This is a genomic window from Catenibacterium sp., assembly GCF_052354645.1.
Classification (GTDB): Bacteria; Bacillota_I; Bacilli_A; order Erysipelotrichales; family Coprobacillaceae; genus Catenibacterium; species Catenibacterium mitsuoka_A.
On the sequence record NZ_DAWDDM010000018.1, the window covers coordinates 1 to 14,284 of the forward strand.

The window sequence follows — 14,284 nt, forward strand, 5'->3', positions numbered from 1 at the left end:
GAACTTTGCAAAGAAACATATGTAATATATGAGTCCCTCAATGAGGGACTTTTTTGATGCAAAAAAAGCAGCTATTGCTGCTTTAAGTCTTCTTGATAATCTATATCATAGAGTTCTCTTATATTCTCTACTTGTATATATTCTACTTCATCAGGATGCTTATTTAATACCTTTCTTCCACCTTGGTCTTGTTTTAATAGAAGTAACTCAGGAATATAAGAGCTATCAAATAGAGTAGGGTTGCCTACTTTATCTTTATAGGCACAACTGGCAAGTTTATGCTTTGTATGCATCAGTTTATCTATAGTATTCATAGAAATATAAGGCTGATCAGCGACCATGAAGATCATTCTAAATGGCTTCTCTAACGTATTTAAATAGCTCACAGCAGCCTTAATAGAATAAGAGAGACCATGAATACTCTCTAAACATAAAATGCCCAGAGCGCCTCTTTGAGACGCATATTGTAGTATCTCATCATATTGTGATACGACAATCACATGATCATATTCCTTTAATATGAGATCTAATGCATGTTGATATAACGGTTTATTTTGAAAAGGAAACAGCAGTTTGTTTCCTTTAAAACGTCTGCTGTTTCCTGATGCAAGATATATAATATATGTTTTATTCATCGATAGCCATGACAATCTTTTCAGGTGTCATTGGAAGGTCTCTCACCCATGCACCACATGCACTGTGGATGGCAGCACATAAGGCTGGGGCTGGTGTATTGATGACACATTCACCAATAGACTTCGCACCAAATGGACCTGTCTTTTCATAACTGCTTTCAAAATAAACACGTAAATGACCCATATCAAGTCTTGTAGGAATCTTATAAGTCATGAAGTTATTTTCTGTTAAACCACCCTTAGGTGAATAAGTAATACTTTCAGATAATGCCATACCGATACCCTGTACAAGACCACCTTCAGTCTGTACAGTGGCTAAGTTTGTATTTACGACAGTACCACAGTCTACAACAGCTACATAATCTAGTATTTCTACAGAACCTGTTTCTTTATCTAATGCAATTTCTGCCATACCTACCATATATGGTGGTGGAGAAATTTTAGATGAATGAGTGCATGTTACCTGGATAGGAACAGTATTTCCACACTGAGAGAATGTTGCAATATCCATATGAGTAAATGATTCATTTGTAGATGGATTATCAATTGTATTGCCAGTAAATACTAATGATTCAGGATCACATTCCCACTTGTTAGCAGCAATCTTCAACATGTTCTGTTTAAGTTCTTCACTTGCTTTTCTTACAGCCATACCAGTCACATAAGTTGTACTAGAAGCATAAGAACCAGAATCATATGGAGAAGCATCAGTATCTGCACCAAAGACAACAATATTGTCTACATCACATTCTAATTCTTCTGCAGCCATCTGGGCAAGAATAGTATCACATCCAGTACCCATATCTGCAGCACCAATGCTTAACATATAAGAACCATCATCATTTAACTTTAATGTAGCAGATCCAACATCGACACCAGAAATACCTGATCCCTGCATTGCCATTGCAACACCTGCCGCTTTAATACGACCATCAGGCATTACAGTAGGAGTCTTACGGTTTTCCCAGTCAAATTCTTTCTTAGCACGTTCCATACATTTATCTAATGCACAGCTATCAGCGATTTCACCATAGTAGGCATCCATCTTCTGGCCTTGACGTACCATGTTCTTTTCTCTGATTTCTACAGGATCCATATGTAGAATATCAGCTAATTCATTGACACATGTTTCCAATGCATAAATACCCTGAGTCGCACCATATCCACGATATGCCCCAGAAGATAATCTATTTGTATAAACAACATCATAATGGAAGCGGAATGCTTCTAGATTATTTGTATAAAGAGGAATAGACTTATGACCTGATAAACCTACAGTAGTAGGACCATGTTCACCAAAGGCACCAGAGTTAGATAATGTATATACATCAATGGCACGAATAGTACCATCATTCATAGCACCCACTTTAGTAGTAACTTCCATTTCATGACGTGGACTACCAGCAATCTGAGATTCAGTACGTGTATAAATAAGTTTAGAAGGTTTCTTAGTCATCCATGTAACAAATGCAGGATAGATTTCAGTCACAAGTGACTGCTTTGCGCCAAAGCCACCACCAATACGAGGCTTTTCAACACGAATCTGAGATTTAGGAATATCTAAAGCATTCGCAAGAATACGACGTGCATGGAAGACAATCTGTGTAGAACTAATGACATGTAAACGACCATAAGTATCAATTTCACAATAAGTTCTGAATGTTTCCATCATCGCCTGATTGACTGCAGGAACATGATAAGTACGTTCAATCACATGATCACATGATTTAAATACTTCTTCTAGATCACCATGTGTTTCATCTGCAGATGCTACTAAGTTACGCTTATTATCTGCCCCTACAGGACATAATGCTTTCCAGTTATCTTCAGGATGTACAAGAATAGGATTATCCTTAGCTGTTCTAAAGTCTAATACTGCTTCTTCTACCTGATATTTTACTTTAATAAGCTTTAATGCTTCATCTACTTTCTTTTCATCATAACCAGCAACAATCGCAACTGGATCACCTACGAATCTTACTCTTTGATCTAAGATCAAGCGGTCATAAGGACTAGGTTCTGGATAAGTCTGACCAGCCATAGTAAAACGTTTCTGAGGCACATCTTTATAAGTATAAACAGCTTCAATTGTATCTACTGCCTTAGCTGCTTCTGTATCAATACTCTCAATTAATGCATTAGCATGAGGAGAATGAACAAGCTTTACAATTAAACAGTCATGAGGTGTTACATCATCAACATAGACAGGTTTACCTAATAATAGGTTCATTGCATCTTTTTTTCTTATAGGTTTATTGACCTGCTTTAATTCCTGATTCATCCTAACACTTCCTTTCCATTTTCCTTGCAGTAATTAATATAGTTTCTAATACCTCTTAATTGTCCTTCATAACCAGAACAACGACAAAGGTTACCAGATAAGAATGCTCTAATTTCATCATCGCTAGGATCTTTATTTTCTTCTAGTAATGCGATTGTATTCATCATAAATCCAGGATTACAGAAACCACACTGTTCAGCCCCCTGATCAGCAATAAATTCAGCAAGAGGTCTTGCTTTTTCCTGTAGCCCTTCTAAAGTAGTCACTTCGTGACCTGCAGCTCTTGCTGCAAGAACACTACAAGAAAGAACTGGTTTATTATCTAATAATACGGTACATAATCCACAGTTACTTGTATCACAGCCTCTTTTAACACTAAGACAATGCTCACTTCTTACAAAATCAATAAGAAGAGTATCAGGTAAAATACTACGAGTTATTGTTTTTCCATTTAATGTAATTGTAATTTCCATCTTACTGTGCCTCCAATTCCTTTAATGAACGTCTCATAAGAACCTTTACAAGTTTCTGACGATATTCTGCACTACCTAAGTTATTGCTTCCAAGTTTGATTTCAGAAGATACTTCTTCAATAAACGCTTCAATAGACTCATCATTTAATTCCATCTGTTTCTCATAAGCAATTGCCTTTAAAGGACGACCACCAATTACTACAGAATAAGTATCATTCATATAACTTGCACAACAAGTAAGAACAGGGAAATCAGTACTTACATTTCTCTGTGACTTATAACAAACCTTAATAGGTGTCTTCTTTACAATAACACGTACAAGAATATCAAGAGAAGGACGCATCCAAGCAAACTCTCTCATAGGTACAATACCACCGTTATATAATTCTACATAAGCATCTAATCCCATAAACATAGATAATACATCAGAGAAACCATAACGACCAAAAATAGAACCTCCTACAGTCGCACAGTTTCTAAACTGCACACCAATAATATGTTCCACACTATGCTTCATTGCATCATGTGTATAAGCATTTAATCCTGCATGAGTTTCTAACTGACGTAATGTCACCATTGCGCCAATAGTAAACTGTTCATCATCTTCTTCGATAGTATCTAAATGAAGATCACATAAATCAATTGCCTTTTCAACTGATCTGTTCATCATCTTCAACCATAACATACCACCTACAATAATGTTTTTTCTGTTCTGAACGAGTTCATAAGCTTCCTCAAGCGACTGAGGTCTTACATATTCCTGAATATTTAACATCTTTTTCTATCCTTTCTATTTTGTGATAAGTGTTTCATCGAGACTAAAACCATAAAACTCTTTATAAAAATCTATTACATCCTTTTTATAATTCCCATATGTATAATCATGAGGATGAAGTACATATGATAGCCAGAGTGATGCAAGAATATGAGAAGGAACAGGATCCATCCATGATTCAACCACTTCAGGCATAATATAAATCTTCTTGTTTTTCACTATATCAAGTGAAGAGAAGAATTCATAGTTATAAATAGAATCTTTTGAATAAGAAGCATTACGAGGCATGATCACCATATCTGGGTTTAAAGTTAATAATGTTTCTAACGCAATAGTAGGGTAGTCTACACCTTTAATACTCGCTACAGCATTTTTCACATGCGCCATGTCTAGTATAGTACTTTGAAACATAGAAGGTGTGACAGGTCTATAAATAGACTGTTTTGAAGCAATATAAACATGCTTATTAGAAGTACCTAAACTGTTCATCTTACTCTTTTTAGTACTATAGTAGTTCTTTAACTTCTTCGCATTGTTTTGTTTACCACAAACTTTCGCAATAAGTGAAACCATGGCATCATACTTCTTTTCACTAGAAGGATCAACCACAATAACTTTAATATGTCTTTTTTCAAAATCCTCAATAAGATTCTTATTCTCTTTCATCATAAATACTACATCAGGTGCTGTCTTTGCGATAAGACTGACATCACATCCTACCTGAGGTAGTTCTAATAAATCAGGATCAGTCTTTTGATAAATGCTTCTAGAAGAAGCCTTCTTTTCTATACCAACTAACTGATCATTTACTCCTAATGCGAGGCATGTAGAAGTTGTTATATATGAAGTGCTCACTACACGTTTTACTTGGTCTTTAATTGTAATCTGACGTCCTAGCTGATCATTCACAATAATTGCATCAGACTCTTCTTCTTTATCTGAAGAACATCCAGGTAATAATGAGATGAGTAAAAATAGACAAACAATTGAAATAATTCTTTTCTTCAAAACAAATCTCCTTACGATATTATTCAGTATATTTTTCGAAAAAATTATATCATGAAAATGTGAATAATAAACAAAAAATATAGGATACCAAAAGAAAAAGCCTACATTGAGTAGGCTTTATCGGAGGGGATAATCTTTTATGCTTTCTTTTCGCATAAATATCACTATTATCACCCTTTATAATAAGTAATATTGTTTCTAAATGTATTATTGAGAATAGGTGCATTTTGATGAACTATGGACGCATGAGAAAAAAGCCTCGAATGAGGCTTTTAGTTTAATACTCTTTGATGAGGTGTAAATGTAGTATCATCAATACCCTTGAATGTATAACCAAGGCTCTGATAATGTTCAATAACTTTAGGTAATGCTTCTACAGTTGTATTCTTTGCAGCTGTATCATGGAATAAGATCATAATCTGATTATTACGAGAAGCTGTTGCGTTCGCAATAAGTCTTGCAGTAGGGACATTATTACCTGATGCATCTCCACTGCTGACATTCCAGTCATAATACTGATAACCCTTTTCCTGTACCATTCTAGTAAGATTACTCATAATACCTGCAGAATAATGTCTAGAAACTGTATTAGAACTTCCTCCAGGGAATCTAATATAACGAGGAGTAAATCCAATAAGACCCTTAACCATATCACCTACTTTATTTAAATCATTAAAGTAAGCATCAGTAGAAGCATAAACAGTACGATAATCATGACAATAAGTATGAAGTGCTATAGTATTACCTCTCTTATGTGCTTCCTGAATTAAGTAATTATATTTCTGACCATTACCAGTTACAAAGAATGTTGCTTTCGCATGATATCTATCAAGAATATCTAACACACGCTGAGTATTCTGAGAAGGTCCATCATCAAATGTAAGATAAACAACCTTTTCACCACTAGGTGCAACTGCATTGGCAGGACGTGGATTATTCACAATAACAGTCTGTGTATACTTTCTTTCATTACCAGACTTATCTTTAGTTGTATAGATGACTTTATAAGTACCTGCTTTTCCAAAATCTACTTTGCTGCTATCTACAGATACCTTAGGATTCTTATCAAAATCATCTTCTACAGTAATACCCTTCATGAAATCAATGTTAGAACCTATTGTCGTATCATAATTCTGAAGACCTGCAAGTAGTGGTGCTTTAGTATCCTTTACAGCTTTCACATTTACTTCTTTTTCAGTCTTATTACCTCCTTGATCTTCTACAACAACAATAACCTTTTGTGTACCTTCTTTATCAAAAGATACATCTTTCTTAAAGTAAGTCTTAGTCTTTGTTTCATCTTTAATATCAGTCACAAATTCACTTGCTTTAACTTTAGTACCTACTTCTACTGCTTTATTCACTACTTTAAATGTAGGCTTTTTAGTATCTACAACTTCTACATTTAATACATAGTTCTTCTTGTTTAATGTATAAGTAATCTTATACTTACCAAGCTTTTTAACATTGACTTTAGAATTATCTACAGTCACATCACTCTTATTACCTCTTACTTTTTTAATAAAAGACATAGGATTGTAAGTACTATTGATTTCAATATCCTGTGTACTTTCATTAAAGCTAACAGCTGGACGTGTCATAAAATAAATGCCTAGACCAAGCACTAAAACGACAATACAGCCTAATAGGACATATGCCCTCTTTCTTAAATGACGTTTTTTCATTTCTATTCTACCTCAACTTTATATCTTCAACAATTTTGTATTATATATCTATTATGTGTAATTTGTGTGGAAATTAAGAAACACTTAAGAACTTTTTTTAATTACGTATTATTTCATACGTTGTTATCAGGTATCACCTCCGTTTTCAACTTAAAGAAGAATTACGAAGGTTTGCGTACCTTCGTCATAACGACCAAGGATAACCACCTACCGTATACGGTTGTTCTACATAAGAATTATATCATATAAGCACAGAGCTATAGATAAGTTATTGAGTATTGAAAAAAATCGGAGAGATGTTTTTCCCTCCGAATTGAATATGTGATTAGTTTCCTTTTCTTTTTATAAACCATAAGGAGATAATACCAAGCAATAAACTAATCGCAAAACCAATACCGAGAAGTTCATAGTTGAAATAAGAATACGTAGTATTATTCACAACTTTCACTGCAGGAGTCATACTTACAATAAGACCAGTAATAATACATCCTACAGAGACTATAATAATGGGTAGTTTTTTCATAATCATCACTCACTTGTCTTTAATAGATTTCCTTCATTGTTTGATCTCATTAATACAAGAAAAGTCAAACAAGGAATAATTAGAATAACTGAATTCACTAGGATTAAGATAGAAATAGCTTGTTCTATCATTATAGAAGGTAATATATGATATTGGAAGAAGAATAGAGATAGGACTGAAATCATAGATAGAATGATAGATACCAGACAATAAGAAGATCTTTCTTTTAATATTAATTGTAGACATTGTAATCTATTCAATCCATTCACTAATAGTAGTGCATATTGATAGCGTCTAGAAACAATATCAAATATTCCAATAATAAAACATGTACTCATAAACATGACAAACATAATCATAGAGAACTGCTGTATCATTTCAAATCCAAATGTAGTTGTTTTATTTAATATTGCAGAAGAAACAGTATTATAGACCTTTATATCAGAATCATGTTTTTTAATAAATTCAGTTACAGATTGAATGTTCTTATATGAGTTTACTTTAATGACATATACATTGGACTGATATGTATTGTTTTGTGTATATTGACTTATTATCATCTGATACAGTTTTGGAGATATATAAATAATGTTTTCTGTTGTTTTTGTATATCGGTTATGAATATCTTTATCTGTGACATTCGCATTAACGAGTTCAAATGGAATCATGTTGAAGGTGTAGGTATTACTTGTGGGTATTTGAAGAATACCTTTGATATGGATATTCTTGTTTAGTTTTTGATAGAGAGAATAAGAAATATAGACATGATCTGTATTGAGTTGTTTATTCTCAATACTAAATGATTGTTTTGTATAAGTCTTATGTGTTTTCATATTCCCATAATAAGGCTGTATGACAATAGTCTCCTGCGTATTTAAGACATTCCATTGGAAGAATGGCTGAATACTTTGAACCATACTGTTGTTGGATATGTCTTGAATGAGTGTTTTAGGAATAGGCTGACCGCCCATATCATAAGCATTACCACCATCTTTATAAGAAATCCTTAATTCATTATCAATTGCTTTATTAATCATAGTGTCTGTTTCTTTTTGATAATAAGCTTGAAAGCACATCATATATGTCACTATGATCATCATAATACTTATCACAATATTTCTTTTATAATGGATTCTATTGGACTTCTCAGCCTTTAAGTAATAGGTAACAGGATTTGTATGAATATGTTCTTTAGGTTCTATTTTATTGATCTCTGTATAAGATTCTTTCTTTAATATGATTTGCTGGTGCTCTATATGGTAATGTATATCAGCAATCTCCAACATACCCATATCATGTGTCGCAATCACAACTGTCTTATGATATCTATGACATAATTTATAAAGAATCTTTCTCATATGTTCTCTATTGATCGTATCTAGATAAGCGGTAGGCTCATCTAAAAAGATAATATCCGGATTCTTCATCATACAGCATAATATAAGTAATCTCTGTTTTTGACCACCAGATAAAACATCTACTTTTCCATTTAAATCAATATTTAAATCTAATTCATCCAATAGCTTCATCATTTGATCTTTATGAAATGGAACTTCAGCAAGCTCACTAAATAGTTGAATATTCTGTATTGCTGTTAAATCATCAAATAATCTACAATCCTGAAATACAAAACCATAATCATTACTGTCGGTATAAAACTCATTCTTGGAATAATGTGTTAGTCCTGCAAGTTCAAATAATAAAGTGGATTTACCAGAACCACTTTCACCAGTAATTACAGTTATTTGAGAAGACGGAATACTTATATTCTGGTTCTTAAACAATATATGATTCTTAAAAGATAGATTGATATTCTTCATCTCAATCATAAATCCACCTTCTTTACAAACCATTGACTATAACATATATATAAGAAACAAATAACTAAAGTCACACCTATTTGAATAATCATAAATAGTAATAAACTCATAGTCATTGACTGACGATTAATCACAAAGAAACCAATTTTTCTTGCGATAAAGAAACCAGGAATACTTAGTAATAGAGATAAGATGGACTGTACAATCATATTATCATTCATTAAAGAACAAATTGTTTGATTCTTTAAACCATAAACCTTCAACAATTTAATTTCATTCTTTCTATCATCCAATGCATTCATTTGTACAAGAACATAAAGGAATATTGCGATTAATATCACTACAGCCATAAAAATATATCTTCCTTTTCTTTCTTCCTTATAGACATCAACCATATCTGTCACTGAATTATATTGATCATAAGTAATGAAATTATTAGAAATCTGAGATATTTCTTTTTCAACACTTTTTAAGTTCTTAATACGGTCTACTTCTACAACATAATTTTTACTTTGATAAGGAGTAATAGCTGCATTGTATTCTTTGGCATCTAGTAAACTATCAGGAGTCTGGTTATTGTATTGATTTAAAATAGTATAGAATGATTTGTCATTCATAAGTACAACATATCCAGCACTAAGAAATTCATTATAATAATCATCTGTTGAAATAATATGATTGATTTCTATTTCAAGATTTACTTTCTTAGTAAGAACCTGTGATAAAGTACCCAATGTTTTAGAATCATCAATTTCACATTGATAAGTATATTGTTGGACTGGAACATATACATCTATAGATATTTTAAAGTTCTTTTCTTTTTCATCTATGCCTAGCTTTCTTGCCAATGATTGACTGATTGCATTTCCTTTAAGTTCTTTTCCATCTACTTTAATATTCTGGAAAGAGTAATAGGGAACGACCATTGGACTCCCTTCCTGAAAATAATCAAACTGTGTTTTACTTCCTTGATAATAAACAGTACCTTTACTCACATCTTCCATTTGATTGATTGTATCAAATACATCAAATGGATAAACACTCTTTACATGTTTGATTGATTTAATACGATTCAATTCCTCAGTACTTATATCAAGATTTACCTCTGCATCACCGATATAATAACTATCTACGCCATTCGCAATATAAGAATCATTCATCTTACCTGTATATAATTCTGCTTTATTGGCTTGTTTTATACCACTTGATAACTTATTTTCCTGTAATAGACTATCACTTACGTTAGTAGAAATAGAGATCGTCATAATAGAACCTAGAAGTAATACAAGAATAAACTGAAACCATTGCCTTTTATTCTTATAGAAGAAGTACTTATGATAACTGTTGATGTCTGACTTCTTCAGTTGAGTAGTTTGATTTATTTCATCTATGTTTTGATCGCATACAAGAATTCTATTTTCTATTCTATAAGTAATGTCTAGATGATTTATTAGATATTCATCGTGAGTCGTAATGATAATATATTTGTTTTCTGATTTTAGTTTTTCGAGTAATTGAAGTACGATTTCTTTATTTTCTTGATCTAAAGAAGCAGTCGGTTCATCAATAATAATGATGGATGCATCTTTATACATGGATAACGCTATTAAGAATCTTTTTCTCTGCCCAATAGATAAAGAAGAAGGATAGCAGGATGGATCTATAAGATCCAATCCTACTAGATGAAGCATATTGTTCATTTTGGCTTGATCATATTGGCTTTCTTGTAGGTGATTAATAAATTCAAAATGTTCATATACTTTCATGTTATCAAAGAATGTCCCAAATTGATCAATATAAGACACCTTGTTTAATAGATAATCTTCTTTATTAGAATCATTGATAATCACATCATCTATATAAAGAAGATTATCTTTGTACTGATATAATAATGATTTTAGGAATGTTGTTTTACCACATCCACTTTTACCAATAATACCATTGATTCGACCAGGACATGTTTTAAAATGAGCATCATTGAATATGACTTGATCACCAAAATTTATATTTAAATGTTTCATCTCAATCATAGTAAAGCACCTCCTATTTCAATCATACAACCTTTAAAAAAATAAATAATATCTTGAGGACGTTTGACCGATTTATGAGGATAATAAACAAAAAAAACCTGTTATGAAACAGGTATAAGAGTAGAGATATAGAGTGATGCACCAACATGCTGTACTTGTAAGCTTCCATGATATTTATGCAGTATTAATACAAGAGTATCATATTTCATTTGATTGATTCTTTCTTTTGCATCATTCATATACAATGTGATTTCAAAGGCACATTGGTCTTCCATTATTTTTATTTCTAATTCATTATTTTCCATGCAATCTATTGCGATATCAAACAGATAATTTATAAGGATATTCAAATGTTCATCCTCTATAAATGATATATCCTGAATAGATACAATAATAGCTGGTTTAATGTTGTTGAGTTTAAGCTGTTCTAATTTCATATTAATAAATGAATCAAACAGCTTATTACCAGATATGATCAGCATGTTATGATCGTTGAGAGAATCTATTCTTTTGTCTATCATCTCATTCACATTTTCAAATTCTTTTCTTTTTACATATTCTTTCATCTGAAGGTAATCATATTTTAAGTCATGTCTTAGCTTATAGAGTTCATTGTTTTTCTTTTCAATGAAGGCATAGTTTTGTTGATCATTCTTAAAATGATCAATAGCCTGGTTAAGAAGCTGTTGTTCATGATTAAGTTTGGTATATCTAAGGAATAAGTAATAGGAAATAATGATAGTAATCAAAAGGGTTATAAGAATAATGAGATTACAGTTTATGCCTAATATATTAAGAAAGTCATTATAGAGAATATGATAAATACATAGAGTACTTAAGGATATAGCCATAAGTAATCCCCAATAAAGATTCTTATTATCGATAGGATAAAGCTTTTGAATAATAGCGAATGCAGAGATAATAAGAATATAGATGATTAATGAAACAATAGGGGATATTGGTATTAGAACAACTAAATTCTTTATAACAGTTAAGAATGAAAGATAGAAGATAATTTCTGATAACAGCCTATCTGAATAATAATAGAATAAGAAGCATAAAGATTCTATTAACAAGAGATCCTGTAATAGGGGATGATTTGTAAATACACTAAGAAGACAATTGATCAATAAAGAGGCAATAAAAATAGCTGTTTTATTTGTTCTAAGGAGATATGTCAGTAATGCTTCTATACAACAAAAATATAAGAAACTCATCATTGCATGTACCTCCTGTAGGCATGGTATTTTTCAATAATATCTTTTGATTTTCTAGAGACATTAAATGTTTGGCTGTTCATAAGAGTCACACTTTGATTATTGATTTTAGTAACATATTTAAAATTAATAATGGTATATGAGTTTATTTTATAGAATGCTACATTGGAACATAACTCTTCAGAACATTTCTTTAATGTTGTGTATTGAACATATTCATTATCTTCTGTGTAAAAGGTACATGTATTTCTATGAGATTGAACATAGATGATATCCTTGAGATTAATGTATTGATTGTTTTTCTTATCAACGAGATATTGTTTATGGTTTTCAGCCTGATCTTTATCTATCTTGATAAATAATCTTTCTAAATCATCTTCATAAGATGTTTTTCTTATAAAGAAGTAAAGCGCAATATCAAAACAATCATAAACAAGTGTTTCATTATTAGACATGAATATGATGCGTGTATTCTTATTATCTATACTTTTCGCAATAGTGATACCATTATCCTTCATCAATAAAATATCTATAAACAAATAATCATAATCTTTTAATTGAAGTGATTTGAAATCATTATTAAATACATCAATACTACTTTTACTAAAGCATGTATTTTCTTCTATCTTATTCTTTATGACTTGGCTGAATTGAGTATCATCATCTATTATTCCTATCTTCATCTTATGTAGCTCCCAACTGAATATGTACATTATTAATTGATGTTTCTATTGTATCACGATATTTGTTACAATAGTATTAGGAGGCATTTACTTCATGATGAACATATTAATTTATGATGATAATTTAAAAGACATTGAACATCTTTTATTTTGTTTAAACGGTTTGTTTCAAAAAACAAACCTAGATTATCAAACTCATATATGCAAAAGTAAAACAGAGGTCATTCAAAACATCTCTAAAGCAGATTTACTTTTTTTAGATATGGAAATCCATAATGAAAAAGGAATAGATCTAGGATTAGAATTAAATACAATAAATCATAATTGTAGAATCGTTATTACAACAAGCTACTCTAAATATGCGATTGATGGTTATAAAATTCATGCGGATAGATATTTTATTAAACCAATTAATCAACTTGAATTTAATTTAGAGATGAGAGCAGTAATAAAAAAATATATAAAAAAATCTGTGAGCATTTATGACGATAAAATAAGTCCTTATAAGATTTTTGTTCAAGATATATTGTATATTGAATTTATAGATAGAAAATCAATTGTACATGCGCTTGATTGAAAAACTACTGTGACTAATTGTACATTGAAGTATTGGTATGAGAAATTGAAAGAATACGGTTTTAGTTATCCTTATAAAGAGTATTTAGTAAATTTTGAATATATCAGTGCATTTAAAAAGAATGAAATTATTTTAGTTAATAATGATGTAATACCACTTTCTAGACATTATAAAAAAGAATTTAATCAAAAATACAATGATTTTCTACAAGACATGTTATGATAATCATTTCTAATATTGTTGCATTTCTTTTGATTAGCTATATCGCAAATTCTTTTTTGTCGTCTAAATACTCTAAAAGTAAATATTTACTCATTTTACTTATTTTTATTTTGGTTGAAAGTTTAATTAATTATACTGGAGCATCACCAATAAAAGGTATCATCTTATTAATTGTATACTTTCTTTATGTTTCTTTCCAATTTGAAGGAAAAATAATCCAAAAAATATTAATTGTTGTTCCTTTCTTCTTAATACAGGTTATTTCAGAAATACTAGTTGCTTTCTGCTTTAACAATGTTCTTTTTATAGAAGTAAAACGTAATACTTATTCACATGGTTTTTTAGTTGGTACTAT

Annotated in this window: 14 protein-coding genes; 3 read left to right on the forward strand and 11 right to left on the reverse strand. The window is 31.0% G+C overall.

All coding sequences use genetic code 11. From position 1 onward, the window contains the following. Window positions 1–71: 71 nt before the first annotated feature. The 11 genes from ACT8VG_RS01645 to ACT8VG_RS01695 form a co-directional block, all read right to left on the reverse strand. The gene (locus tag ACT8VG_RS01645) at window positions 72–635 is read right to left on the reverse strand and encodes a nucleotidyltransferase family protein (RefSeq protein WP_195921350.1); all 564 of its coding nucleotides are present in this window, start codon (window positions 633–635) and stop codon (window positions 72–74) included. Continuing rightward, on the reverse strand, window positions 628–2,916 hold the full coding sequence (locus tag ACT8VG_RS01650; RefSeq protein WP_444195072.1) for a xanthine dehydrogenase family protein molybdopterin-binding subunit: 2,289 nt from the start codon (window positions 2,914–2,916) through the stop codon (window positions 628–630). The genes ACT8VG_RS01645 and ACT8VG_RS01650 overlap by 8 nt, the downstream gene beginning before the upstream one ends. After that, a complete protein-coding gene (locus ACT8VG_RS01655; protein WP_187012783.1) occupies window positions 2,913–3,389 on the reverse strand; it encodes a (2Fe-2S)-binding protein in 477 nt (158 codons plus the stop codon). Before ACT8VG_RS01655 ends, ACT8VG_RS01650 begins: the two co-directional genes overlap by 4 nt. A 1-nt stretch (window position 3,390) precedes the next feature. Then, window positions 3,391–4,164, reverse strand: a complete 774-nt coding sequence (locus ACT8VG_RS01660; protein WP_022424979.1) for an FAD binding domain-containing protein — start codon at window positions 4,162–4,164, stop codon at window positions 3,391–3,393. A gap of 15 nt (window positions 4,165–4,179) precedes the next feature. Continuing rightward, window positions 4,180–5,172 carry an ABC transporter substrate-binding protein gene (locus ACT8VG_RS01665; protein ID WP_444195073.1) on the reverse strand — a complete coding sequence of 331 codons (993 nt, stop codon included), beginning with the start codon at window positions 5,170–5,172 and terminating at the stop codon, window positions 4,180–4,182. 272 nt (window positions 5,173–5,444) lie between these two features. After that, complete coding sequence (locus ACT8VG_RS01670) at window positions 5,445–6,857, reverse strand: polysaccharide deacetylase family protein (protein WP_117458965.1); 1,413 nt, start codon at window positions 6,855–6,857, stop codon at window positions 5,445–5,447. Between the two features lie 325 nt (window positions 6,858–7,182). Beyond that, window positions 7,183–7,380 carry a hypothetical protein gene (locus tag ACT8VG_RS01675; RefSeq protein ID WP_217747912.1) on the reverse strand — a complete coding sequence of 66 codons (198 nt, stop codon included), beginning with the start codon at window positions 7,378–7,380 and terminating at the stop codon, window positions 7,183–7,185. Window positions 7,381–7,385: 5 nt separating this feature from the next. Beyond that, complete coding sequence (locus ACT8VG_RS01680; RefSeq protein ID WP_444195074.1) at window positions 7,386–9,209, reverse strand: ATP-binding cassette domain-containing protein; 1,824 nt, start codon at window positions 9,207–9,209, stop codon at window positions 7,386–7,388. Then, the gene (locus ACT8VG_RS01685; RefSeq protein WP_444195075.1) at window positions 9,206–11,230 is read right to left on the reverse strand and encodes an ATP-binding cassette domain-containing protein; all 2,025 of its coding nucleotides are present in this window, start codon (window positions 11,228–11,230) and stop codon (window positions 9,206–9,208) included. Before ACT8VG_RS01685 ends, ACT8VG_RS01680 begins: the two co-directional genes overlap by 4 nt. A gap of 101 nt (window positions 11,231–11,331) precedes the next feature. Continuing rightward, a complete protein-coding gene (locus ACT8VG_RS01690) occupies window positions 11,332–12,450 on the reverse strand; it encodes a hypothetical protein (protein ID WP_444195076.1) in 1,119 nt (372 codons plus the stop codon). After that, window positions 12,447–13,130 carry a LytR/AlgR family response regulator transcription factor gene (locus ACT8VG_RS01695; protein WP_187012791.1) on the reverse strand — a complete coding sequence of 228 codons (684 nt, stop codon included), beginning with the start codon at window positions 13,128–13,130 and terminating at the stop codon, window positions 12,447–12,449. Before ACT8VG_RS01695 ends, ACT8VG_RS01690 begins: the two co-directional genes overlap by 4 nt. Before the next feature lie 94 nt (window positions 13,131–13,224). Between ACT8VG_RS01695 and ACT8VG_RS01700 the strand changes: the two genes are divergently transcribed. The 3 genes from ACT8VG_RS01700 to ACT8VG_RS01710 all read left to right on the forward strand — a co-directional run. Further along, window positions 13,225–13,707 carry a LytR/AlgR family response regulator transcription factor gene (locus ACT8VG_RS01700; RefSeq protein WP_444195077.1) on the forward strand — a complete coding sequence of 161 codons (483 nt, stop codon included), beginning with the start codon at window positions 13,225–13,227 and terminating at the stop codon, window positions 13,705–13,707. Between the two features lie 9 nt (window positions 13,708–13,716). After that, a complete protein-coding gene (locus ACT8VG_RS01705) occupies window positions 13,717–13,929 on the forward strand; it encodes a LytTR family transcriptional regulator DNA-binding domain-containing protein (protein WP_444195078.1) in 213 nt (70 codons plus the stop codon). Between the two features lie 29 nt (window positions 13,930–13,958). Then, window positions 13,959–14,284, forward strand: a 326-nt coding sequence (locus ACT8VG_RS01710; protein WP_444195079.1) for a hypothetical protein, incomplete at its 3' end; no start/stop codon positions are given.

Coding starts and splice junctions, on each gene's coding strand:
- ACT8VG_RS01650 (WP_444195072.1), bottom strand. CDS start 2,916: ATGAATCAGGAATTAAAGCAGGTCAATAAACCTATAAGAAAAAAAGAT.
- ACT8VG_RS01660 (WP_022424979.1), bottom strand. CDS start 4,164: ATGTTAAATATTCAGGAATATGTAAGACCTCAGTCGCTTGAGGAAGCT.
- ACT8VG_RS01680 (WP_444195074.1), bottom strand. CDS start 9,209: ATGATTGAGATGAAGAATATCAATCTATCTTTTAAGAATCATATATTG.
- ACT8VG_RS01695 (WP_187012791.1), bottom strand. CDS start 13,130: ATGAAGATAGGAATAATAGATGATGATACTCAATTCAGCCAAGTCATA.
- ACT8VG_RS01655 (WP_187012783.1), bottom strand. CDS start 3,389: ATGGAAATTACAATTACATTAAATGGAAAAACAATAACTCGTAGTATT.
- ACT8VG_RS01670 (WP_117458965.1), bottom strand. CDS start 6,857: ATGAAAAAACGTCATTTAAGAAAGAGGGCATATGTCCTATTAGGCTGT.
- ACT8VG_RS01675 (WP_217747912.1), bottom strand. CDS start 7,380: ATGAAAAAACTACCCATTATTATAGTCTCTGTAGGATGTATTATTACT.
- ACT8VG_RS01685 (WP_444195075.1), bottom strand. CDS start 11,230: ATGATTGAGATGAAACATTTAAATATAAATTTTGGTGATCAAGTCATA.
- ACT8VG_RS01700 (WP_444195077.1), top strand. CDS start 13,225: ATGATGAACATATTAATTTATGATGATAATTTAAAAGACATTGAACAT.
- ACT8VG_RS01645 (WP_195921350.1), bottom strand. CDS start 635: ATGAATAAAACATATATTATATATCTTGCATCAGGAAACAGCAGACGT.
- ACT8VG_RS01690 (WP_444195076.1), bottom strand. CDS start 12,450: ATGATGAGTTTCTTATATTTTTGTTGTATAGAAGCATTACTGACATAT.